Genomic DNA, 20,286 nt, shown 5'->3' with positions numbered 1-20,286 from the left:
CGCGTGGTCCGACCGATTCGCTTGTGTTGCGGTCATGCTTCCGGCGTTCGGAGCTTGGGACGAGCGCCGAAGTGTCGGCTTGGTCGGGCTGGTCTTGGCGCTCGGCTGCCGCACCTGTGGACAGCTCGACGCCTTGGCGGCATCGACCAGCCCACAGTCTTGCCAACGAAAGGTGCCTCGCCTCTATACCAATCCGGCTTTACTGACGGAATTTAGCACGGCAATTCCTAGGTACTTTGCCATTTCCACTGGAACGGCATTACCTATTTGGCGTTCAATCGACTCGTAGGTGCCCACAAAGTCATATGTTACCGGGAAGGTTTGGAAGTATGCGGCTTCCCGGAGAGTCAGACCGCGATGTTCAACCGGATGGATAAAGGAGCCGCACGCAGGCGTCGTACAGCGCGTAGTCATCGTGGGCGCAGGGAGATCAAGCCTTACTCGACCATAAGAGGCTGTGGCACGATGCCCTCCCTTACTGTCCAATTCGTCGTGACAGCGAAGCCGATACTTCGGAGGAAGATCGAACCTGGTGCCCCCCACGGGGACTGCCTTAACGCGTTCAGCAGTAATCTTATTGAGTGACCGATGGCGGTTAAGTGGATCATTCTTGCGCGTCAGCCTACTCAATCTCTGCAGCGCTTCTCCCGCTGTAGCCAATGCTGGAGCATGATGCCTATCTAGGATCTCCCAGATGTCAGGAGAAATATTCGCGCGGCGGCTCCGAACGCCAAGAACTACCAAGCGATTGCGTCGTTGAGGGACACCAAAAATCGTAGCGTTCAACTTATAGCTGCCGAACGAGTAGCCCAGTTCACTCAGTTGTTCAGTCAATTCTCCGAAGCGCCTATTGCGTGCAAGCCCCGGGACATTTTCAAGTAGAATCGCCTTAGGCATGAATGCCCTAGCGAACCGAACCACCTGGTGGACAAGATCATTGCGCTGTTCATCCATGGCCCTGCCTCCCGCAAGAGTCGAAAACCCTTGACATGGCGGGCACGCTTTCAGGAGGGTAAGTTCGCGAACGCGTAGCCCTAGTTCGCTTCGCATTCGTACGGCTGACACGGACCGTATATCGGACTGCCAAAGCCTGGTTCTTGGATGGTTCAGACGATAAGAATGACATGCATCTGAATCAAACTCTACAGCACCTACTACGTCGAAACCAGCGTCTCGAAGCCCTTGGGTCGCCCCTCCGGCCCCTGCGAACAAGTCCACTGCGGTTGGTGCTGTAGCGGTCACCACGTGATCATATCGCCATCTGAGTCCGGCCTGCCACAGAGGTGGCAACGAAATATCAAGAGTTCTTGTCTGCACCCGACGACCCTTCGACGGAAGCTGCGATCTTGGACGCAACCATCTCCGGTGCTTGCAGCAGGTTTACAGTATGTTGAGACGTGTTTACCTTTAGCAAACCTCCCGACAAAGAATCAAGGCCAACGAGAACTTGATCGAAAGATTCGCGGGACATTGCTTTCCATTCAGGCCTTGCCTGGCGAAGCGCTAGCGTGGACACCGGTTCTTGACTGGCCGTCCCCTGCTGCATACTCCAGAGTTCGTCAAAGACGTCACGCCAATCGAAGTTGGCTGCGACGGGATTTCGCATTTCAGCGATTCGCTGCTTTTTCTCTTCGGGAGAACAGATTTCCGCCAGTGTCTCCGCGATCATAGGCAAAGAGTATTGATGGCGCTTAACCGCCTCGTAGAGATCGACCAAGGCATCGACGGTGATGATCGACACGCCGACGCCTTGAGCTCGGCACTCTTTGAGTATGGCTGGCTCCGAGCCATCCGCTTGCCTGGAAAATCCTGCAAACTCGCGCGCCACAACGACACTGAAGAGTGCTCCGACTTCAATCGCGTGGGCCGCCGCGCCACTGATTTCAGCATCGTCGTTCGACAGCGCCTTCTTTGAGCCTTTCGCTTCTACCGTGAAGCGTCTTTCTTCTTCTCCTACTGGCGCGATTACCAGAACATCTTTCTGTCCAGATGCCCCATCTATCTCGGCGTAGAAGCCCATGAGTTGAAAAAGCTTAGCCAACGCCTGCTCGAATGGCTTATGCCCCTTGAAACTCGTGTCGATCACTTCTTTGATCACCAGATCCGGACTCTGCTTGAACCCGGCTTGCAGTGACCGCAGCTGAGCTTCACGCCACTTCATCACGTTGTCGACAATATCAATATCCACACCTAGATCGAGTAGTCGACCCTTGAGTAGAAGATCTGCGACCGCAAACATTTCTACAAGCTTTTGAGCTTCTTGACTTCTTCGACTACGGCCGAAAGTTTCTAGCATCGTTACATACATTGGGTGATCGACATTGGTAACGATACGATTCCCGGCTACATCTAACTTTGAAAGTGGGCCATTAGTTCCATTAGCTTCGATCGTCATACGAGTCTGGCCGGGGTTAACGGCAGTCAGATCACCGCCGGGCTCGTTCATGATGAGCGCAGTGAGCGGATCCCGAAGGTACTCTCTGGCGATAATAGGGAGCTCTGCTACGCGTGATTCAAGTCTTGCGTGCGACTCGGTTGCGGTTAGCTTATTGCGCCCAGCTCGATAGAGAGCGATCTGAAGAATTTCAAGTTCGACGCCAGTCGGGGCCAGTCGATGCAAACGTTCACGGTCCGCGAGAAGATCGCTGTCTAGGCCGTCCGCCCAGATAAAGATTTGCATCCGATTGAATGCACCGTAAGATGGGTCGTGCAGAAAAAGTTTAGGGTCGTCTGGGTTCAGCAGGCGATCGCGGACCATAACGAAGAAGCCTTCACTTCTTCCTGATTCTGATCGATCTTTCTGAAAAAGGGATCGATCGTACAGCTTCACTTGCAAACGGACGTCCCCGAGACTGGGCATTGTTACAACGTGGCTATCGCCTTTCTTGGCGAATTTTATGTCACCCTGTACGCGACCAGATTTCTTGGCTTCGTCCCATTCTCCCCTAAGACGTTCCTTGACTACCTTGTCGGACGCATCCCATGTGACTAGTGCCCCCTGCTCAACCTTTGGTGTAACCACAACCTGGTTGACGTAGGCCTTGAAGTCGGGCCTGCTCGGCATACCGTTGCCCAGCACCCAACGCAGACGGCCGGGGGTTAGGTTAATTTCATCCTTCAGCTCATCGATGACAGCAAGCGTCCAGGATGGCTGAGCCCAGATTTCACTGAAGTTACCGGGAATTGTCCTATAGAGGCTTTTGGCGAACGCTTTTGCACTTTCCTCGGACAACTCCATAACCGGTACTTGAAACCCCTTGGGTGGGGCGGCCTCGCCAGGGTTAACCTTGGGTGCTTCTCCATACGATACTGCGATAAGATAGTACTTATTGTCACGATGACACAGATGTGATATCCGGTCGCCCAGCGCGTAACTTGCCAGTTTGCCGATACCGAACTTGCCAATCATTGCTCGTTCTATTCCACGGGTGACCGACCGAGCTACCCGAGCGGAACCATCATTTTTTGGACTCCGCGCGATCCACCACAATTGGCGAATGCCATCGAGATCCATGGAATCGCCATCATCCCACACGAGAACGCAATCCCGAGCCGAGGTTCCGGGGAGGTAAATGTTTACCTTCGTGGCCAGAGCATCATAGCCATTGGTGACCAGTTCTTCGACAGCCTTGTTGGGCGATGAGTACAGGTGCTGCGAGAAGTGCTGCAAAATCGCATAATCGATCTCAACCTGTACATACGCTACAGGGCTACCGTGCTCTGACACTTCGGTCAACTGTTTCCCCTAGCTGCGTTTTCATTGACCCCAAATTATAGATCGACGCTTGGCGTGCGCCTGTCACCATATCGGGTGTAGCGCCCGCAAACCGTTCGATCATGTGTTCGAACCGAGCGGTCGAGATGATCTTACGGTTGCGAGATTCGCTCATCGCGACGAATCCGATGAGCGAGCGTCAGCAACGAACATCTAGCAAGTAGCGACTAGTGGTGGGTTGATGACCATTGGGGCCTGCCATCGGTGGTCTAAGCCACCTGCAAACTGGCCCCGATCTTGCTACCGACTGTGCAGGGCCAAGAAGTTGCAGCCAGCCTCCAACCCTCTGGAAACCACCAGCAATCCGCAGGTGCCAAATGCTGACGTGAAGGTACAGCAGGCTGCGGCTGGCGTGGCACCTCGGCAGTCTTAGGCGGGGCGTCGGCGTACTCCGGTAGTGCCTGGTCGGAAGGCTGCGGTACAGCAGCGAAGTACAGCAACCGGCCCGACCAGGACCGGCCACGCGTGACTGTGGTCGACCTTCCTACCTCGGCAAAGACCGACGACGACCTTGCTGCCGGTAGTTCGGGACGAAGAGGTCGCAGGTTCAAATCCTGTCACCCCGACGCAGCTCAGGGCCTTACCGAGATCCTTCGGTAAGGCCCTGAGCCGTATGTGCAGCAGCGAAGTACCGCAGCACCCCAGGCCTGGCTGTCGAGGCTGTCGCTGAGCTTCCTGGGCGCCGCCCGCGTGACCTCGGTGGAGACCTCGGTGGAGACCTCCGCGTAGATCTCCACCGTCACCGATGGAGACTCCATTTCTTGAGAGAATCACCCCGACAAAGTCAGGCCCGATATGTCACAAGACATACCGGGCCTGATTTGTGTTCCGGTCAGCGGACGGGCCGGGAGGGACCGTCATCGAGCGCCTGCACGATCCGCTCGTGGTCTACTCCCGGCTCGGACGAGAGGTGGGCTTCACAGCGGTCGGTTGTGGGGTTGGGTGTCGGGCTTGGACACCTTGATCAGGACCTCTGTCAGCAGCGCCACTTCCATGGCGACTACGGCGACGATCAGCCTTTCGGATAGGCCGGTCGACGCCATCCTGGCGGCAGAGAACGGGACGCCGATGACGATCGCGGCAGCCATCAGGACTGCCTATAGCAAGGCGAACAGGGAATTGGTGTGCTCGCGACCGACCGTCATCGCCACCGACGCCTGCCCCAAGTCGATCAAGTCGACAGTCAGCGAGGCTGCGGCGGTTGCTTCTTCGATGGTCTGCCTGGCGTCCATGAAGGGTCTGTTCAGGCCGCGCGGATGCGGATCACTCGCCGGTTTTCTTGGCGGACAGCAGGATTTCGGTCGTGCAGTCGACGACCTCACCGGCACGAACGCTCTGCGCGGTGGTGGTCCAGTTCCGGTCTACGGCGAGCAGGCGGCCTTGGCCGGTGGCGTCTTCTTCGCGTAGGCGGTAGAGGCCGGCGGCCTGCATGGTGTCCTGGGCGGTCTGGTGGACCATGCCCACGACGTCGGGGACCGTGCAGGTCTTCGCGGCCGGAGCGGTGGCGGCAGGCGGGGCGGCGGTGGGCGTGGGCTGCGGAGGTGGCGGCGCAGTCGTCGTCGCCTGCGGCGTGCTGTTCGCCGGGGACTGGGCGGCCGGGGGTGGGGTCGCGCAGGCGGTGAGCAGCACGAGCCCCGACAGCAGGGCGGTGAGCAGGGGGAGGCCCGACAGCGGGGCGGTGAGACGGGCGATGCTCACGGCGGGCACCTCTCAGTCGCTCGGGCTCGGGCTTGGTCCGCGGTCGGTTCGCTACCCCACTGTGGCCCGGCGGCGGTGGTGCCGGCGGCATCCGATCAGTCGATTTCCAGGACCTTCGCCAGGATCTTGGTGAGCTGGTCGCGTTCGGCGGCGGTCAGGGCGGCGAACACGTCGTTCAGGAACTTGGGCACGCTGCTCTCCGCGTGCAGGAGCGCCGTCTTGCCCGCTCCGGTGATGTCGACCTGGTACGCCCGGCGGTCGTCGGGGTTGCGCTCCCGGCTCACGTAGCCCGCTTTCTGCAGGTCGTCGGCGATGCCGACCATGACGCTGCGATCGATGCGGAGTTCTTCGCTGAGCGTTTGCTGGGAGCACGGTCCGACGTTCACGAGCATCTTGAGGACCAGGTGGTGGTTCGCGCCGACGTTGTTGGCGTGACCTTGGAGCTCCGCGGCACGGGTTATCAGAGTGGACACGCGGCACAGGGCTATGTCCGGGCGTTCCATCACCAGGCGGGGGAAGAAGTTCAACCGGGTCTTCGTGGGCATGGGTCGCCTCCTCGGCATTGGGGGGTGGCGACCCTATCAGAATCGTCTGTCACTCAATCGTTTGATAACAGACCATCTTGACAATATGTGCGCCGATCATCTTTATGCAGATTGACTGCATCCCGCATGTGACGACTCCGGAGTGGTGTCGGAGCACCATGACGGCGGGTGACGTTGGCAGCCCGGTGCGCTGCCGCTACCCACAGTTGGTTAGGTCGCACGATGGAGTGAACTTTAGTCCGAGTAGTCGTGTCATGACGTAGCGTTGTGACAAGTGCGAGCGATTGTCACGTTCAGTTAACCCGAACGAGTGAAGGTTACCGATTCACGTCACGGAACGTAACAGGGGGCGAGGTCGACGCGAAAACGAGACGAACCGTCGGTCACTGATGCTTTCAGCCAGGGAGAGCCAGCCATGAGCATTGCCTCCGGGATCAGGCCCGTGTCCGGGAGTTGGATCCGACTCGCCGCCTGGGTTCTGGTCGTACTCGGGACAGCCGGTGTGGTCGCCGTTCTCGCCTCGCCCACCGCGGGCGTCGTGGTGGGTGCGGTTCTCGCCCTGGTCGCGCTGGTCGGCAACGCGCTGGCCAAGGCCTCGCGCAAGATGGACGAGATCTTCCGCGAGGAACTCGACTAATCGACCCCGCAGCTAGTCGACCCCGCAGCCCGCCAGGTCCTTCGCCACCAGGTCGCCGGGGAGGGCGCCGGGACTGGGGAAGGTCTCCCGCAGGGTGAACGCGAACGGCGTGGGGCCGTGTTCCCGCAGGTGCGCCAAGCGGTCCTCGGCTTCGGCCACGGCGGGGCGGTGGCCCGCCGGCATCCACCACAGGGCGGTCATCGCCTCGACGGGTCCGGTGCCGCCACGAACCCCGCCATCGACGGGCTGTCCAGTGGTGCCTGCATCCGGCTGATGTTCACCTGCGCCAACTCGTGCGAATCCCCTGTCATTCCTCCACGGTAGCCGGGACGATCGTGTGATGGCAGATGATGTGCAGCGAGCCGAACTCCGCAGGCGGACCTACGGCACCGGCGACCTCGCGACCCGATGGGTCTTCGCCGGCGGCTTCATCAACTTCGGCTACTGGGACGGCATCCCGCTGGACGGCCGGCTCACCGTCGAGCAGCGCATCGCCTCCCAGCAGGCCATGTACGACGTGGTGCTCGACGCGCTCGACGTCGCCGGCCGGCGCGTGCTCGAAGTCGGCTGCGGCGGTGGCGTGGGCGCACAGCGGACGTTGCTGCGCGGTCCGGAGTTGTTGCGCGGTATCGACTTGATGCCTGAACAGGTCGAGCGTGCGCGTGCGGCGACCCGCGACGAGCGGGTCGAGTTCGTGCCGGGGTCGGCGTCGGACATCCCGTTCCCGGACGACGCGTTCGACCGCCTGCTGTCGGTGGAGGCCGCACAGCACTTCGAGGACCTGGGGGCGTTCGCGCGGGAGTGCGCGCGGGTGCTCGCGCCCGGTGGCCGACTTGCCGTGACCACCTTCTTCGCCGAGCACGACGACGCGGGACCGGAGTTGGTCGAGTTGATCAAGACGTTCGCCACCGGGCTCGACCTGGCCCACCCGATCGGTCGGTTCACGGACGATCTGCGGGCAGCGGGCTTCGACGATGTCCGCGCGGACAGTATCGGCGCCCACGTCTGGGCCGGTCTGCACCGGTGGCAGGAGCTCGCCGGGTTCCCGGACGGCTGGGGGCACCGCTGGATCCAGGCCACCGAACGCGGCCTGGCGGACTACTACCTGGTCACCGCCCGCCAGCCGGCAGGATCGAGGGCGTGACGACGCACCCGACCGCCGAAGTCCCCGACCCGCTGTTCGACGACGCCGAAGCCGAGGCCCGCTGGCGGGAACGGTTCACCGCGCCCAGGGTCAGCCTGCCCGGCTGGGCGGACGACGCCCCGGACCGCAGCCTGTACCTGTCGAACGCCAGCGGTGTCTGGGAGATCTACGCCTGGGACCGCGGCTCCGACACCCACCGCAAGGTCACCGACCGCCCGAACGGCACGTCCCACGCGGCGCTGAGCCCGGACGGCGAGACGATCTGGTGGTTCGCCGACAGCGACGGCGACGAGTTCGGCGTGTGGGTCAGCGAGCCGTTCAAGCCCGGCGCGGACGCCAAACCCGCCGTCGCCGGTGTGCCGGCCGGCTACCCCGCAGGCCTGGAGATCGGCCACCAGGTCGTTTCGATCGGCACCTCCACCGACGACGGCACGACCGTCTACGTGTCCCGCAACGGCGGCCCGGCCGAGGTGGTCTACGCGCACCAGAACGACGGCGGCGTGGCCGCGCTGTCCAGGGACGAGACGCTGCTCGCGCTGGCGCACTCCGAGCACGGCGACAACCGGCACACGGCGCTCCGCGTGATCACCCCGGACGGCACCCGGGTCGCCGAGAAGTGGGACGGCCCGGGCAAGGGCCTGGACGCCATCGCGTTCAGCCCGGTGCGCGGCGACAACCGGCTGCTCGTGCTGCACGAACGCCGGGGCAAGGAGGAGCTGCTGATCTGGGACGTCACCGACGACACCGAGACCGAGATCGGCATCGACCTGCCCGGTGAGATCAGCGCCGACTGGTACGAGGACGCGACGGCACTGCTGGTCGTCCACACGTTCAAGGCACGGAACACCCTGCACCGCTACGACTTGAACACCGGAACACTGTCCGCTTTGGACACTCCACACGGGACAGTCGGTTCGGCCGACGTGCGGCCGGACGGCGCGGTGGAGTACTCGTGGTCCTCGGCCGCGCAGCCCGGTGTGGTCCGGGTGCTGGACGTGGACGGCGACGAACGCGTGCTGCTGGCACCTCCGGGGCACAAGGCTCCCCCGTCGGTCGAGTTGCAGGACGTCTTCGTCGGTGACGTGCACGCCCTGGTCGCACGCCCGGCGGACGCCCCGGACGGCCCGCTGCCCACGGTGTTCAGCCTGCACGGCGGCCCGCACTCGGCCGACGAGGACCGGTTCTCCGCCTACCGCGCGGTGTGGTTGGACGCCGGGTTCGCCGTGGTGCACGTGAACTACCGGGGCTCCACCGGCTACGGCTCGCAGTGGCGGGACGCCATCGAGGGCCGGCCGGGCCTGACCGAGCTGGAGGACGTGGCCGCCGTGCACGACTGGGCGGTCGGCTCCGGGTTCGCCGACCCGGCGAAGTGCGTGGTCAACGGCGCGTCGTGGGGCGGGTACCTGTCGCTGCTCGCGCTGGGCACCCAGCCGGAGCGGTGGGCGGCGGGCGTCGCCGGTGTGCCGGTCGCCGACTACCTGGCCGCCTACGAAGACGAGATGGAGCCGCTGCGCGCGTTCGACCGGGCGCTGTTCGGCGGGTCGCCGGAGGAGCTGCCCGACCGGTACCGGGAGTGCTCGCCGCTGACGTACGTGGACGCGGTGCGCGCGCCGGTGCTCGTGCTGGCCGGGGAGAACGACCCGCGCTGCCCGATCCGGCAGATCGACAACTACCTGGAGCGGCTCGCCGCGCGCGGTGCGGCGTACGAGGTGTACCGGTACGACGCCGGGCACGGGTCGCTGGTCGTCGCGGAGACCATCCGGCAGACGGCGGCGGAGGTCGCGTTCGTCCGGAAGGTCCTCTAGCCGGCCTTCCGGCGCCGTCCGCGCCAAGGCTTCGTGACTATGTCTGTGCGCCAATCGTGGAGACGCCCACGATTGGCGCACAGACGGTCGCGTTCATAGACGTGCAGACGGTCGGCCCACAGACGCTCAACGCGTCAGCGGTCGCCGGTCAGGCCTGCTGGGCCTGCCACATCCAGTGGGCCTGTTCGAGCTGCTTGGTGATCTCGATCAGCAGGTCCTGGGTGACCAGGTCGGACTTGTCCGTCTCGTCGATCCGGGCGCGCAACCGCTCGATGAGCTTGGCGAGCGCGGACACGACCGCGGACACGACGTCCTCTTCCTGGAGCCAGTTGTCCGGGAACTCCGGCACCCCCGACGACTCGGCGACGGTCTTGGCCTTGCCGTTCGGCGAGATGCCCAGCGCGGACGCCCGCTCGGCCACCTCGTCGGTGTAGGTGCGCGCCGTGGTCACCAGTTCGTCGAGCTGGAGGTGGACGCTGCGGAAGTTCTTGCCGACCACGTTCCAGTGCGCCTGCTTCGCGGCCAGTGACAGGTCGATCAGGTCGACCAGCGTCGACTGCAGGACGGTGGCGACGGACGCCTTGTCGGCGTCGGAAAGCGAACTGGTGATCGGGGACTTGCTCATGGTGCTAGCGCCTCCTTCAGACGGTGGCGGTCAGGGCCACCTCGATGTTGCCGCGCGTGGCGTTGGAGTACGGGCAGATCCGGTGGGCCGCGGCCACCAGGTCGTCGGCCACCGACTGCTCCGCGCCGGGGATGTGCGTGTGCAGGTCGACCGCGAGCTGGAAGCCGCCGTCGCCGTTCGGGCCGAGGCCGACCTTCGCGGTCACCGTCGTGTCGCCCAGCGCCACCCCGCTCTTGCGGGCGGCGACCTTCAGCGCGCTGTGGAAGCACGCCGCGTACCCGGCGGCGAACAGCTGCTCCGGGTTGGTCTTGTCCCCGCCGGGGCCACCCAGCTCCTTCGGCGTGGCGAGCTGCTCGTCGATCACGCCGTCCGAGGAGCGGACCTCGCCGTTGCGGCCGTCGCCGACCGCGATCGCCTCCGCGGTGTAGAGCACCTGCATGAACGCTCTCCTTTGAGCCGTTGGGACTTCCACTCGGCTCAACACCCGGCCGGAGCCGGACCACACCCGGTCGTGTGGCAGCCCACGCCCTGACAAAGACGTACCCGGTCAGTACAACCGTCAACCGGCGTGTGACGCGGCGAACTCCGCCACCTGTCGCCCGATCGTGCGCAGATTGCCCGCGACCGAGTGGTCTGAACAGCCGCCTTCGAGATCGAAGTCGACCTCGCGCGAGTTGATCGCCGCGCCCAGCGGCGTGGGCCAGCCGCGCAGGGCGTGCACGATCGAGCGGAGCGCGGTCAGCGTGGTCACCGACGCCTGCCAGCCCTGGGCGGCGGCGACGCAGCCGACGGCCCGGCCGTCCAGGTAGGGGCGCTCGTCGGTGCGCAGGTCCTCGACGTAGTCCAGCGCGTTCTTGACCAGGCCGGACACCGTGCCGTGGTAGCCGGGCGAGACCAGCACGACGCCGTCCGCCGCGCGCAGGGCGTCGACCAGGCGGCGGGCGTTCTCGGGCCGGTCCGGGATGGCGGGGTCGTAGAACGGCAGCACGAGGTCCGGCCCGGACACCTCGATGACCTTCGCGCCCGCGTCCGCCGCGCCGGAGAGCGCGATCCGCATCGCGCGCTCGGACTGCGAGTTCGGACGCAGCGAACCGCCGATGCCCACCACCGTGACCGTCATGGGCTCCGATCCTGCCACCTCCACCTAGCTGGAGGTCCACTCCCTGGCCGCCGGAGCTACCCGCTAGTAACGTGCGTCTCATGTCGAAGCTCGCCGAATCGCTTCCCCCCGGTGTCCTGGCCGGTGCCCTGCGCTTCGTGTTCGGTCTGCCCGCACCGCTGCGCAGACTGATCGCGGGCCGCCCGATCACCCTGGACGGCCAGCGCCTGCACCCCGAGGCCCAACTGCTGCTGCGGCTCCAGCAGCTCGGCGGCGAGGACTGGCAGACCACCACGCCCGCCGCCAACCGCACGGCGCTGACCAGGAGCACCGCACTCGTCCGCGGACCGGTCGTCGGGAACGTGACGGTTCGCGCGGTCTCGATGGACGGCGTCGGCGGACGCTTCTACACGCCGCGCGGCCTGCCCGAGGGCTCGCCGCTGCTGGTCTTCTACCACGGTGGCGGGTGGGTCAGCGGCGATCTGGACAGCCACGACAACCTGTGCCGGTTCCTGGCCGTGGAGGCCGGGGTGCGGGTGCTGTCGGCGGACTACCGGCTGGCGCCCGAGCACCCGTTCCCGGCGGCGGCGGACGACGCGCAGACCGCTTACGAGTGGGCCGTGGCGAACGCGGCGGAACTGCGCATCGACCCGGCGCGCATCGCGTTGGGCGGCGACAGCGCGGGCGGCAACCTGGCGGCCGTGACGGCACTGCACGCGGGCGACGTGAAACCGGTGTTCCTGCTGCTGTTCTACCCGGCGGTGGACGCGACCGTGCGGCGGCGGTCGCGGGAGCTGTTCGGCAACGGCTTCTTCCTCACCGACCAGAAGATGGACTGGTTCCTGGACCACTACGCGCCTTCCCGCGACTCGCACACCGACCCGCGGCTGTCCGTGCTGCTGGCGGAGGACCTGAGCGGGCTGCCGCCGACCTACCTGGCCACGGCCGGTTTCGACCCGTTGCGCGACGAAGGTGAGGCGTTCGCGGAAAAGCTCGCGGCGCAAGGGGTTCCGGTGGTGCTGCGGCGGTACGAGGGGCTGTTCCACGGGTACGCGAACATCCTCGGGGTGGGCGGCGTGTTCCGGGAGGCGGTGGCGGAGGCCGTGGGAGCGCTGCGCACCGGACTGGCGCTGGCGAACACGCGGCAGGGCGTCGCCGAGACGGCTTGAGGGGACGGCGAAGCTCCTCAGCTTCGCCACACCACGCCACCACGCCACGCCAAGGCGGTGGGCTCGGTGGGCGGCGGCACGCATGGCGAAGGGGAGGGACGCGGGAACGTCCCTCCCCTTCCGTGGTGGGAGCCAGTCCTACCTGCCGGCGTTGCCGGCCGGTCTGACCAGTCAGTGCTACGTGCGGGTGCTACTTGTCGAAGGCCGCGGCGATCTTGTCGCCGGTCTCCTTGTCGATGTTGCGCCAGTACTCGAAGACCCGCTCCAGGATCGGAGCCGAAACGCCGTTGCCCGCGTGCTGGACCACGGTGTGCACGAGGCGCTCGCGCTGCGCGTCGTCCATGACCTCGCGGATCAGGGTGCCGGCCTGGCCCCAGTCGTCGTCCTCCGCGTGCAGCTTGTACGCGGAGCGCACGACCTCGTCCTCGACGCCGTACGCCGAGGTGGTCTCCCCGGCCGCCGCGGCCGAGGCGTGCGGGCCGCCGTAGGAGTTCGGCGCGTACACCGGGTCGGTGGCGTTGGCGTAGGCCATCGCCCCGTCCTTGGAGTACGAGTTCACCGGGGACTTCGGGCGGTTGACCGGGAGCTGGGCGTAGTTCGCGCCGATGCGGTACCGGTGGGCGTCCGGGTAGGCGAAGATGCGGCCGACCAGCATCTTGTCCGGGGACGTGCCGATGCCCGGCACCAGGTTGGTCGGCTCGAACGCGGCCTGCTCGATCTCGGCGAAGTAGTCGGCCGGGTTGCGGTCCAGGACCAGCTTGCCGACCGTGATCAGCGGGTAGTCCGCGTGCGGCCACACCTTGGTCAGGTCGAACGGGTTGAAGCGGTAGGTCGCGGCGTCCGCGTACGGCATGACCTGGACCTTGAGCGTCCACGACGGGAACTCGCCGCGCTCGATCGCGTGCCACAGGTCGGCGCGGTGCGCGTCGGCGTCCTCGCCCGCGATGCGGGCGGCCTCCTCCGAGGTCAGGGTCTCGATGCCCTGGTCGGTCTTGAAGTGGTACTTGACCCAGAACTTCTCGCCGGCCGCGTTCTCCCACAGGTACGTGTGCGAGCCGTAGCCGTTCTGGTGCCGCCACGTCTTCGGGATGCCCCGGTCGCCCATCAGCCACGTCACCTGGTGCGCGGTCTGCGGCTGGAGGGTCCAGAAGTCCCACTGCATGTCGTGGTCGCGGCGGCCGGTGTCGGCGCGGCGCTTCTGGGAGCGGATGAAGTCCGGGAACTTGATCGGGTCGCGCAGGAAGAACACCGGGGTGTTGTTGCCGACGATGTCGTAGTTGCCCTGCGTCGTGTAGAACTTCAGCGCGAACCCGCGCGGGTCGCGCCAGGTGTCGGGCGAGCCCAGCTCGCCGGCGACGGTCGAGAACCGCAGCAGCGTCTCGGTCTTCACGCCCGGCTGGAACAGCGCCGCCTTGGTGTAGCGGCTGATGTCCTCGGTCGTCTCGAAGTGGCCGAACGCGCCGCCACCCTTGGCGTGCACCACCCGCTCGGGCACGCGCTCGCGGTTGAACTGGGCGTTCTTCTCGATCAGGTAGTGGTCCTGGAGCAGGATCGGCCCGTTGGCGCCCAGGGTCAGCGAGTGGTCGTCGCTGGCGACCGGGATGCCTGCGTTGTTGGTGGTGGGACGCGCTTGGGTCACGCTGGTTGCTCCTTCTCGGAGGTGCGGCAGTCGGAGCACAGGCCCCAGAACAGGACTTCGGCCTCGTCCACGACGAAGCCGGCCGCGTCGGAGGGCTCCAGGCAGGGCGCCGCTCCGTGGACGCAGTCCACGTCCTCGGTCCGCCCGCAGCGCCTGCACACGAGGTGGTGGTGGTTGTCACCGATCCGCGTCTCGTAGCGCGCCGGATGGCCCGCCGGTTCGATGCGGCGGAGCAGCCCGGTCCGCGAGCACGCGTTGAGCACGTCGTAGACGGCCTGCGTGGACACGGTCCCCAACTTGCCCCGCACGCCCTCGGTGACCTGGTCGGCCGTCGCGTGCGGATGTCCGGCGAGCCACTCCAGCACCGCGAGCCGGGGCGCGGTGATGCGCAGGCCTGCGTCTTTGAGCAGCTCACGTGGTCCTGGGGTCATGGCTCCACCACTCCATCGGGTTTTCTTGAACCAGTCAAGAAAACGAACGGTTAAACCTCTTGCCGGAGCGAGTGAAGATGGGCTGGTGAACCTCGCCCCCTACCTCGCCGTCCTGCGCACCCCACGGGTGCCCTCCCTGATGCTGTTGATGCTGTTCGCCCGGATACCGGCGACGGCGGCGGGCATGACCATCACCATGCACGTGCTGCTCGGCCTGGAACGCGGCTACGGCGCGGCGGGCCTGGTCGGGGCGATGGCCACGGTCGGCATCGCGGTCGGGGCGCCGCTGATGGGCCTGCTCACCGACCGGCGCGGGCTGCGGACGATGCTGCTGGTCTCGCTCGTGTCCGAAGGGCTGTTCTGGTTCGTCGCGCCGGCGCTGTCGTTCCCGGTGCTGCTGGTCACCTGCTTCGTGTCCGGCATCGCGGTGATGCCGGTCATGCAGATCGGCCGCCAGGTCATCACCGCGCTGGTCGGCGAGGCAGGCCGGCGCACGGCGCTGGCGATGGACTCCATGGCGGTGGAGGTCGCGTTCATGGCCGGGCCGGCGCTCGGCGTGCTCCTGACCACGCAGTGGAACAGCCGGGTCGCGATGTGGACCATCGGCGTGTCCATGGTGGTGTTCGGGCTGGTCCTGTACGCGGTGAACCCGCCGGTCCGGGACGACGTCGACCACGGCGCGCCGGTGCCGCGCCGGGAGTGGTTGACCGGGAAGCTGCTCGGGGTGCTGATCAGCGCGGGCGGGGCGACGTTCGTGCTGTCCGGCGTCGAGGTCGCGGTGGTCGCCGGCATGCGGGGGCTGGGGCTGACCGACTGGACGGGGGCGCTGATCGCCGTCATGTGCGTGGCGTCGCTGGTCGGCGGCTTCGTGTACGGCGGGTTGCCGCACGTGCCGCCGGTGTGGGCGCTGATGGGCGTGATGGGGGTGCTGGCCATGCCCATCGGGCTGTTCGGGTGGTCGCCGTGGGTGCTCGCGCTGGCGTTGGTGCCGATGAACTTCCTCTGCGCGCCGACGATCGCGGCGACCGGTGAGGCGATCACCCGGATGACGCCGGGGTCGGCGCGGGGCGAGGCGATGGGGTTGCAGGGGTCGGCGTTCACGTTGGGGGCGGCGCTGGGGGCGCCGCTCGCGGGGTTCGTGATCGACCACTCCTCGCCGGGCTGGGGGTACTTCGTCGCGGGGGTCGGGGCGGTGGTCATCGCGGTCGGGTCGATGGTGCTCGGCGCGGCGGTCAAGGAGCCGGTCGGCGCAGCGCTGCCCTGATGAACCCGGTCTTGGCGTCGGTGTAGGCCTCGCGGTCGTGGCCCAGGCGGTGGGCCAGGTCCAGCTTCAGGGCCTGGTAGCGGTTCCTGAGGTCTTCGTCGTGGCGCAGGGCGTCGCGGAACGCCAGCTGGTCGGCCCAGCGCGGGTGGCCCGCGCCGATCACGTGCAGGTGGGCCACCCGGCGCTGCCCGGTGGCGTCCGGCCGGACGAAGAACCGCCGCCAGTCCTGGCGGTCGAGTTCGGGCGGGACGTGCGCCCAGCCGTCCGCGACCAGGACGCCGACCACCGCGTCCCGGTTCGCGACGGACGCCATCAGGTCGATGATCGGCTTGGCCGCCAGGCCCGGCACGGCGGTGGAGCCGACGTGCTCCACGCCGTCCACCAGCCAGGGGGCCAGCAGTTCGACGAGCCGGTCGCGCTCGACCTCGGCGCTGACCGCCCACCGGGGATCGTGGGGGTGCAGCACGGCCTTCTCGTACGCCCACGGGGGAACGCTCATCCTCCGCACGCTAGCGCCGGGCGCGGAGGAGTCAGGCGCGATTTCCGGGACTGTCGGTGCTCGGTGGAAAACGGAAACCGGGGGCCTACCCCCGACCGAGGGCGTGCAGTGCCTGGTAGAGCTGTTCCACGGCGGGTCGCCTGGTCGCGTAGAGGCGGTGCGCCGCGTCATCCGGGTGGATGGTTCGCGTGGGTCGGATCAGGGCCGCGGCAGCGGTCAGGTCGGGGAGTTCACCGAGGGCGTGCCAGCCGAGCAGGCCCGCGCCCACGCCGGAGCCCTCGCTGTCCTCGGCCAGTTCCAGGTCCAGGCCCAGCGCGGACGCCAGCACGGTGGACCACAGGTCGCTGCGGAACGCGCCCCCCGTGACGCGGACCGCGTGGACGTCGGCCACCGAGCGCACCGCGTCCAGCACCAGCGCCAACTGCTGCGCCACGCCCTCCACCAGCGCCCTGGCGATCTCGGCCCGGCCGTGCTCCCGGCGCAGGCCGATCACGGCGGACACTGCGTCCGGATCCCACCACGGCGCGCGTTCGCCCAGCAGGTAGGGCAGCGCGGTGATGCCGCCGGCACCGGGAGGGACGTGGGCGGCCTCGGCCAGCAGGGTTCCCACGTCGGTGCCGAACGTCTCCGAGGCCCACTGCGCGACCACACCGCCGTTGCTCACGGCACCGCCGAGCACCCACAGGTCGTCGGTGATGGCGTAGCAGAAGACCCGGCCCAGTTCGTCGACGGCGGGACTGTCGCGGACGACGCGCAGCGCGCCGCTGGTGCCCAGGGACACCGCCGCGACTCCGGGCACGACCGCGCCCACGCCCAGGTTCGCCATGGGGCCGTCACCGCCGCCGAGCACGACCGGCGTACCCGGTGGGATGCCGGGGATGTCGCACGTCAGGGGGAACGAGTCGGTGGGCGCGTGCACGGGTGGCAGCCGGGACGCGGTGATGCCGGCGAACTCCAGCGCGGTCGGGTGCCAGTCCAGCGAGCGCAGGTCCATCAGGCCCGTGGCGGAGCCCGACGAGTACTCGGTGACCAGGTGGCCGGTGAGGCGTTCGGTCACGTAGTCCTTGAGGCCGCACCAGACGTGCGCGGTGAACCCCTGGGAGGTGAACCAGGCCAGCTTCACCAGCGGCGTCATGGTGTGGATCGGGGTACCGGTCGCGCGGTGCAGGAAGATGCCCTGCGGGGTGCCGCGCAGCCGACTGGCCTCGGCCACCGCGCGGTTGTCCGCCCAGCTCACCGACGGGGTCACCGGGGTGCCCGAGGAGTCCAGACCGAGCAGCGTGTGCATCGCACCGGTCAACGACAAGGCGCGGACCCGGTGCCCCTGGGCCGCCACCTCGCGCAGGGCCTCCAGGGCCGCGGCCCACACCGCGGCCGGGTCGTGGGTCGCTTCACCGGAGGACGTGGTGCGCATCGGGTAGCCGTGCTCCGCCGATGCCACCACGCCCGCGTTCCGGTCCACTGCGATGACCTTGGTCGACGTGCTACCGAGGTCCACCGCGAGAACTACCTCCGCCATGTCGGCGAACCTACAGGCGGTCCACCAGTTCCTCGGCGATCTCGTACGTGTTCAGCGCCGCGCCCTTGCGGAGGTTGTCGCCGCACACGAAGAAGTCCAGCGTGTTCGGGAAGTCCAGCGCCTGGCGCACCCGGCCCACGTAGGTCGGGTCCTCGCCGACGACGTCCACCGGGGTCGGGAACTTCTTCGCCGTCGGGTCGTCCACCAGCACGATGGTCGGCTGCCCGGCGAAGATCTTGTGCGCCTGCTCGACCGTCACCTCGCGGGCGAAGGTCGCGTGCACGGCCAGCGAGTGCGTCGTGACCACGGGGACGCGGACGCAGGTCGCGGACACCTTCAGGTCCGGGATGCCGAGGATCTTGCGGGACTCGTTGCGGACCTTGAGCTCCTCGCTGGTCCAGCCCTCGTCCTTCAGCGAACCCGCCCACGGCACCACGTTGAACGCCAACGGCGCGGGGAACGGCGACTCGGACAGCGGCAGGCCGGCGGCCTCCAGGGCCTCCGCGACGTCACCGGCGCGGACGCCGACTTCCTTGCCCGCCAACGCTTCCAGCTCACCGTACAGCCGGTCGATGGCCGCCTGGCCGCCACCGGACGCCGCCTGGTAGGACGCCACCACGAGCTCGCGCAGCTCGAATTCCCGGTGCAGCGCACCGAGTGCGGCCATCATGGACAGCGTCGTGCAGTTCGGGTTCGCGATGATCCCCTTGGGGCGCGCGGAAATCTGGTCCGCGTTCACCTCCGGCACCACCAGCGGCACCTCGGGGTCCATCCGGAACGCGCCCGAGTTGTCCACCGCGACCGCGCCGCGCGCGGCGGCGACCGGGGCCCACTCGGCGGAAACCTCGTCCGGCACGTCGAACATCGCGATGTCCACGCCGTCGAAGGCCTCCGCGGACAACGCGACCACGGTGAGTTCGGCACCCCGAACGGTGATCTTCCTGCCCGCCGAGCGCGGCGACGCGATCAGCCGGACCTCGCCCCACGGCACGGACGGGCGCGCGTTCATGATGTCGATCATGACGGTGCCCACCGCACCGGTGGCCCCGACCAGCGCCAGGACGGGCCTGCGTGCTCCCGCATCCGAGTTCGTGCTCATCGCCCACTCCCCGCGTACACAATGGCCTGTTCGTTGCCACCGAGCTCGAACGCGTCGTGCAGCGCGCGCACCGCGTCGTCGAGCTGGGTGTCCCGGCAGATCACCGAGATCCGGATCTCCGAGGTGGAGATGATCTCGATGTTGACGCCCGCCGTGGCGAGCGCCTCGCAGAACGTCGCGGTCACGCCGGGGTGCGAGCGCATCCCCGCACCGATCAGCGACACCTTGCCCACGTGGTCGTCGTAGAGGACCTGCTCGAAGCCGATCTCGCCACGCACCTTCTCCAACGCGGCCACCGCGCGGGGGCCGTCGTCCTTGGACAACGTGAACGTCACGTCGGTCCGGCCGGACACGGCCTGCGACACGTTCTGCACCACCATGTCGATGTCGAGTTCCGCCTCGGCCACCACACGGAAGATCCGCGCCGCCACGCCGGGGTGGTCGGGCACGGCGGTCACCGTGACCTTGGCCTCGGACCGGTCGTGCGCGACACCGGTGATCATCGCCTGTTCCACGGGAAGGTCCTCCACTGACCCGGACACGATGGTCCCGGGCTTGTTGCTGAACGAAGATCGGACGTGCACCGGGACGCCGTAGCGGCGGGCGTACTCGACGCAGCGGAGCATGAGCACCTTGGCCCCGCACGCCGCCATCTCGAGCATCTCCTCGTAGGTGATGGTCTCCAGCCGCCTGGCGTTCGGCACGATGCGCGGATCGGCGGTGAACACGCCGTCCACGTCGGTGTAGATCTCGCAGACGTCGGCCTTCAGGGCGGCCGCCAGCGCCACGGCGGTGGTGTCGGTGCCGCCCCGGCCGAGGGTGGTGATCTCCTTGCTGTCCTGGCTCACGCCCTGGAAGCCCGCGACGATCGCGATGGCCCCGTCGGACAGCGCGTCCTGGATGCGGCTGGGCGTCACGTCGATGATGCGCGCCTTGCCGTGCACGGACGTGGTGATCACGCCGGCCTGCGAGCCGGTGTAGGAGCGCGCCTGGGCGCCCAGCGAGTGGATCGCCATCGCCAGCAGCGACATCGAGATGCGCTCACCGGAGGTGAGCAGCATGTCCATCTCGCGGGCGGGCGGCACCGGGGAGACCTGGCGGGCGAGGTCGAGCAGCTCGTCGGTCGTGTCGCCCATCGCGGAGACGGCCACCACGACGTCGTTCCCCGCCTTGCGGGTCGCGACGATGCGCTCGGCCACCCGTTTGATCCGCTCGGCGTTCCCGACCGAGGAACCGCCGTACTTCTGGACGACGAGCGCCACAGATCCTCTCCCTCCGAGCCGATGCCTGCCAGCGGGAAACCCCAGCTTGGGGGCAGAGTACCCGGACCGGGGAGTG

General features: G+C 67.0%; 22 protein-coding genes. 5 read left to right on the top strand and 17 right to left on the bottom strand.

Annotated elements, in window-relative coordinates; translation table 11 throughout:
* Positions 1-183: 183 nt before the first annotated feature.
* From FHS29_RS38535 to FHS29_RS27460, 6 genes are all read right to left on the bottom strand, one after another.
* A complete protein-coding gene (locus FHS29_RS38535) occupies positions 184-1,218 on the bottom strand; it encodes a DNA cytosine methyltransferase (protein WP_376774476.1) in 1,035 nt (344 codons plus the stop codon).
* A gap of 79 nt (positions 1,219-1,297) precedes the next feature.
* Positions 1,298-3,727 carry an ATP-binding protein gene (locus tag FHS29_RS27475; protein ID WP_312865128.1) on the bottom strand — a complete coding sequence of 810 codons (2,430 nt, stop codon included), beginning with the start codon at positions 3,725-3,727 and terminating at the stop codon, positions 1,298-1,300.
* A gap of 965 nt (positions 3,728-4,692) precedes the next feature.
* Positions 4,693-4,863 (bottom strand): hypothetical protein, encoded by a 171-nt coding sequence (locus FHS29_RS27470; RefSeq protein ID WP_184695415.1) that lies wholly within the window; start codon positions 4,861-4,863, stop codon positions 4,693-4,695.
* A gap of 9 nt (positions 4,864-4,872) precedes the next feature.
* The gene (locus FHS29_RS37825) at positions 4,873-5,007 is read right to left on the bottom strand and encodes a hypothetical protein (protein WP_281391734.1); all 135 of its coding nucleotides are present in this window, start codon (positions 5,005-5,007) and stop codon (positions 4,873-4,875) included.
* 31 nt (positions 5,008-5,038) lie between these two features.
* On the bottom strand, positions 5,039-5,473 hold the full coding sequence (locus FHS29_RS37130) for a hypothetical protein (RefSeq protein WP_312865121.1): 435 nt from the start codon (positions 5,471-5,473) through the stop codon (positions 5,039-5,041).
* Between the two features lie 95 nt (positions 5,474-5,568).
* Positions 5,569-6,018, bottom strand: a complete 450-nt coding sequence (locus FHS29_RS27460) for a MarR family winged helix-turn-helix transcriptional regulator (RefSeq protein ID WP_184695413.1) — start codon at positions 6,016-6,018, stop codon at positions 5,569-5,571.
* Between the two features lie 415 nt (positions 6,019-6,433).
* Between FHS29_RS27460 and FHS29_RS27455 the strand changes: the two genes are divergently transcribed.
* On the top strand, positions 6,434-6,655 hold the full coding sequence (locus FHS29_RS27455; protein ID WP_184695411.1) for a hypothetical protein: 222 nt from the start codon (positions 6,434-6,436) through the stop codon (positions 6,653-6,655).
* Between the two features lie 12 nt (positions 6,656-6,667).
* Here the strand turns inward: FHS29_RS27455 and FHS29_RS37125 are convergent, their stop codons facing one another.
* Both FHS29_RS37125 and FHS29_RS37120 read right to left on the bottom strand, forming a co-directional pair.
* Positions 6,668-6,856: a DUF3291 domain-containing protein gene (locus tag FHS29_RS37125; protein ID WP_246440881.1), complete on the bottom strand. Its 189-nt coding sequence runs from the start codon at positions 6,854-6,856 to the stop codon at positions 6,668-6,670.
* Positions 6,853-6,966: a DUF3291 domain-containing protein gene (locus FHS29_RS37120; RefSeq protein ID WP_246440880.1), complete on the bottom strand. Its 114-nt coding sequence runs from the start codon at positions 6,964-6,966 to the stop codon at positions 6,853-6,855. The genes FHS29_RS37125 and FHS29_RS37120 overlap by 4 nt, the downstream gene beginning before the upstream one ends.
* 29 nt (positions 6,967-6,995) lie before the next feature.
* Between FHS29_RS37120 and FHS29_RS27445 the strand changes: the two genes are divergently transcribed.
* Both FHS29_RS27445 and FHS29_RS27440 read left to right on the top strand, forming a co-directional pair.
* Entirely contained in the window at positions 6,996-7,799 is an 804-nt protein-coding gene (locus tag FHS29_RS27445; protein ID WP_184695409.1) for a class I SAM-dependent methyltransferase, read from the top strand.
* The gene (locus tag FHS29_RS27440) at positions 7,796-9,604 is read left to right on the top strand and encodes a prolyl oligopeptidase family serine peptidase (protein WP_184695407.1); all 1,809 of its coding nucleotides are present in this window, start codon (positions 7,796-7,798) and stop codon (positions 9,602-9,604) included. Before FHS29_RS27445 ends, FHS29_RS27440 begins: the two co-directional genes overlap by 4 nt.
* Positions 9,605-9,752: 148 nt before the next feature.
* Here the strand turns inward: FHS29_RS27440 and FHS29_RS27435 are convergent, their stop codons facing one another.
* The 3 genes from FHS29_RS27435 to FHS29_RS27425 all read right to left on the bottom strand — a co-directional run bounded on the left by FHS29_RS27435 (position 9,753) and on the right by FHS29_RS27425 (position 11,349).
* Complete coding sequence (locus FHS29_RS27435) at positions 9,753-10,229, bottom strand: Dps family protein (protein WP_184695405.1); 477 nt, start codon at positions 10,227-10,229, stop codon at positions 9,753-9,755.
* A gap of 16 nt (positions 10,230-10,245) precedes the next feature.
* The gene (locus FHS29_RS27430) at positions 10,246-10,668 is read right to left on the bottom strand and encodes an organic hydroperoxide resistance protein (protein WP_184695403.1); all 423 of its coding nucleotides are present in this window, start codon (positions 10,666-10,668) and stop codon (positions 10,246-10,248) included.
* A 120-nt stretch (positions 10,669-10,788) separates the two neighbouring features.
* Positions 10,789-11,349 carry an NADPH-dependent FMN reductase gene (locus FHS29_RS27425; RefSeq protein ID WP_184695401.1) on the bottom strand — a complete coding sequence of 187 codons (561 nt, stop codon included), beginning with the start codon at positions 11,347-11,349 and terminating at the stop codon, positions 10,789-10,791.
* 80 nt (positions 11,350-11,429) lie between these two features.
* Here FHS29_RS27425 and FHS29_RS27420 point away from each other — a divergent pair, with 80 nt between their 5' ends.
* Complete coding sequence (locus tag FHS29_RS27420) at positions 11,430-12,497, top strand: alpha/beta hydrolase (RefSeq protein WP_184695399.1); 1,068 nt, start codon at positions 11,430-11,432, stop codon at positions 12,495-12,497.
* 190 nt (positions 12,498-12,687) lie between these two features.
* On the opposite strand, the gene FHS29_RS27415 is transcribed toward FHS29_RS27420, so the two are convergent.
* Positions 12,688-14,136, bottom strand: coding sequence for a catalase (locus FHS29_RS27415; RefSeq protein ID WP_184695397.1), 1,449 nt, complete (start codon positions 14,134-14,136; stop codon positions 12,688-12,690).
* Positions 14,133-14,567 (bottom strand): Fur family transcriptional regulator, encoded by a 435-nt coding sequence (locus FHS29_RS27410; RefSeq protein WP_184695395.1) that lies wholly within the window; start codon positions 14,565-14,567, stop codon positions 14,133-14,135. Before FHS29_RS27410 ends, FHS29_RS27415 begins: the two co-directional genes overlap by 4 nt.
* 85 nt (positions 14,568-14,652) lie before the next feature.
* Here FHS29_RS27410 and FHS29_RS27405 point away from each other — a divergent pair, with 85 nt between their 5' ends.
* Complete coding sequence (locus FHS29_RS27405) at positions 14,653-15,831, top strand: MFS transporter (RefSeq protein WP_184695393.1); 1,179 nt, start codon at positions 14,653-14,655, stop codon at positions 15,829-15,831.
* Here FHS29_RS27405 and FHS29_RS27400 read toward each other — a convergent pair.
* The 4 genes from FHS29_RS27400 to FHS29_RS27385 all read right to left on the bottom strand — a co-directional run bounded on the left by FHS29_RS27400 (position 15,800) and on the right by FHS29_RS27385 (position 20,210).
* Positions 15,800-16,330 carry a GrpB family protein gene (locus tag FHS29_RS27400; protein ID WP_184695392.1) on the bottom strand — a complete coding sequence of 177 codons (531 nt, stop codon included), beginning with the start codon at positions 16,328-16,330 and terminating at the stop codon, positions 15,800-15,802. The genes FHS29_RS27405 and FHS29_RS27400 overlap by 32 nt on opposite strands.
* Before the next feature lie 85 nt (positions 16,331-16,415).
* On the bottom strand, positions 16,416-17,849 hold the full coding sequence (locus tag FHS29_RS27395; RefSeq protein WP_184695390.1) for a gluconokinase: 1,434 nt from the start codon (positions 17,847-17,849) through the stop codon (positions 16,416-16,418).
* 10 nt (positions 17,850-17,859) lie between these two features.
* On the bottom strand, positions 17,860-18,948 hold the full coding sequence (locus FHS29_RS27390; RefSeq protein WP_184695388.1) for an aspartate-semialdehyde dehydrogenase: 1,089 nt from the start codon (positions 18,946-18,948) through the stop codon (positions 17,860-17,862).
* Entirely contained in the window at positions 18,945-20,210 is a 1,266-nt protein-coding gene (locus tag FHS29_RS27385) for an aspartate kinase (protein ID WP_184695380.1), read from the bottom strand. Before FHS29_RS27385 ends, FHS29_RS27390 begins: the two co-directional genes overlap by 4 nt.
* Positions 20,211-20,286 lie beyond the last annotated feature (76 nt).

The organism is Saccharothrix tamanrassetensis, from assembly GCF_014203665.1.
GTDB classification, from domain to species: Bacteria; Actinomycetota; Actinomycetes; order Mycobacteriales; family Pseudonocardiaceae; genus Actinosynnema; species Actinosynnema tamanrassetense.
The sequence above is the reverse complement of the archived record's forward strand: the minus strand, read 5'-3'. Positions and strand labels throughout refer to the sequence as shown.

Excerpts from the sequence above, each read along its gene's own strand:
- FHS29_RS27425 (WP_184695401.1), bottom strand. The coding sequence starts at position 11,349 with ATGACGGTCACGGTGGTGGGCATCGGCGGTTCGCTGCGTCCGAACTCG.
- FHS29_RS37120 (WP_246440880.1), bottom strand. The coding sequence starts at position 6,966 with ATGACAGGGGATTCGCACGAGTTGGCGCAGGTGAACATCAGCCGGATG.
- FHS29_RS27410 (WP_184695395.1), bottom strand. The coding sequence starts at position 14,567 with ATGACCCCAGGACCACGTGAGCTGCTCAAAGACGCAGGCCTGCGCATC.
- FHS29_RS27420 (WP_184695399.1), top strand. The coding sequence starts at position 11,430 with ATGTCGAAGCTCGCCGAATCGCTTCCCCCCGGTGTCCTGGCCGGTGCC.
- FHS29_RS27460 (WP_184695413.1), bottom strand. The coding sequence starts at position 6,018 with ATGCCCACGAAGACCCGGTTGAACTTCTTCCCCCGCCTGGTGATGGAA.
- FHS29_RS27430 (WP_184695403.1), bottom strand. The coding sequence starts at position 10,668 with ATGCAGGTGCTCTACACCGCGGAGGCGATCGCGGTCGGCGACGGCCGC.
- FHS29_RS27445 (WP_184695409.1), top strand. The coding sequence starts at position 6,996 with ATGGCAGATGATGTGCAGCGAGCCGAACTCCGCAGGCGGACCTACGGC.
- FHS29_RS37125 (WP_246440881.1), bottom strand. The coding sequence starts at position 6,856 with ATGACCGCCCTGTGGTGGATGCCGGCGGGCCACCGCCCCGCCGTGGCC.
- FHS29_RS37825 (WP_281391734.1), bottom strand. The coding sequence starts at position 5,007 with ATGGACGCCAGGCAGACCATCGAAGAAGCAACCGCCGCAGCCTCGCTG.
- FHS29_RS27435 (WP_184695405.1), bottom strand. The coding sequence starts at position 10,229 with ATGAGCAAGTCCCCGATCACCAGTTCGCTTTCCGACGCCGACAAGGCG.
- FHS29_RS27395 (WP_184695390.1), bottom strand. The coding sequence starts at position 17,849 with ATGGCGGAGGTAGTTCTCGCGGTGGACCTCGGTAGCACGTCGACCAAG.
- FHS29_RS27470 (WP_184695415.1), bottom strand. The coding sequence starts at position 4,863 with ATGGCTGCCGCGATCGTCATCGGCGTCCCGTTCTCTGCCGCCAGGATG.
- FHS29_RS27390 (WP_184695388.1), bottom strand. The coding sequence starts at position 18,948 with ATGAGCACGAACTCGGATGCGGGAGCACGCAGGCCCGTCCTGGCGCTG.
- FHS29_RS27455 (WP_184695411.1), top strand. The coding sequence starts at position 6,434 with ATGAGCATTGCCTCCGGGATCAGGCCCGTGTCCGGGAGTTGGATCCGA.
- FHS29_RS27400 (WP_184695392.1), bottom strand. The coding sequence starts at position 16,330 with ATGAGCGTTCCCCCGTGGGCGTACGAGAAGGCCGTGCTGCACCCCCAC.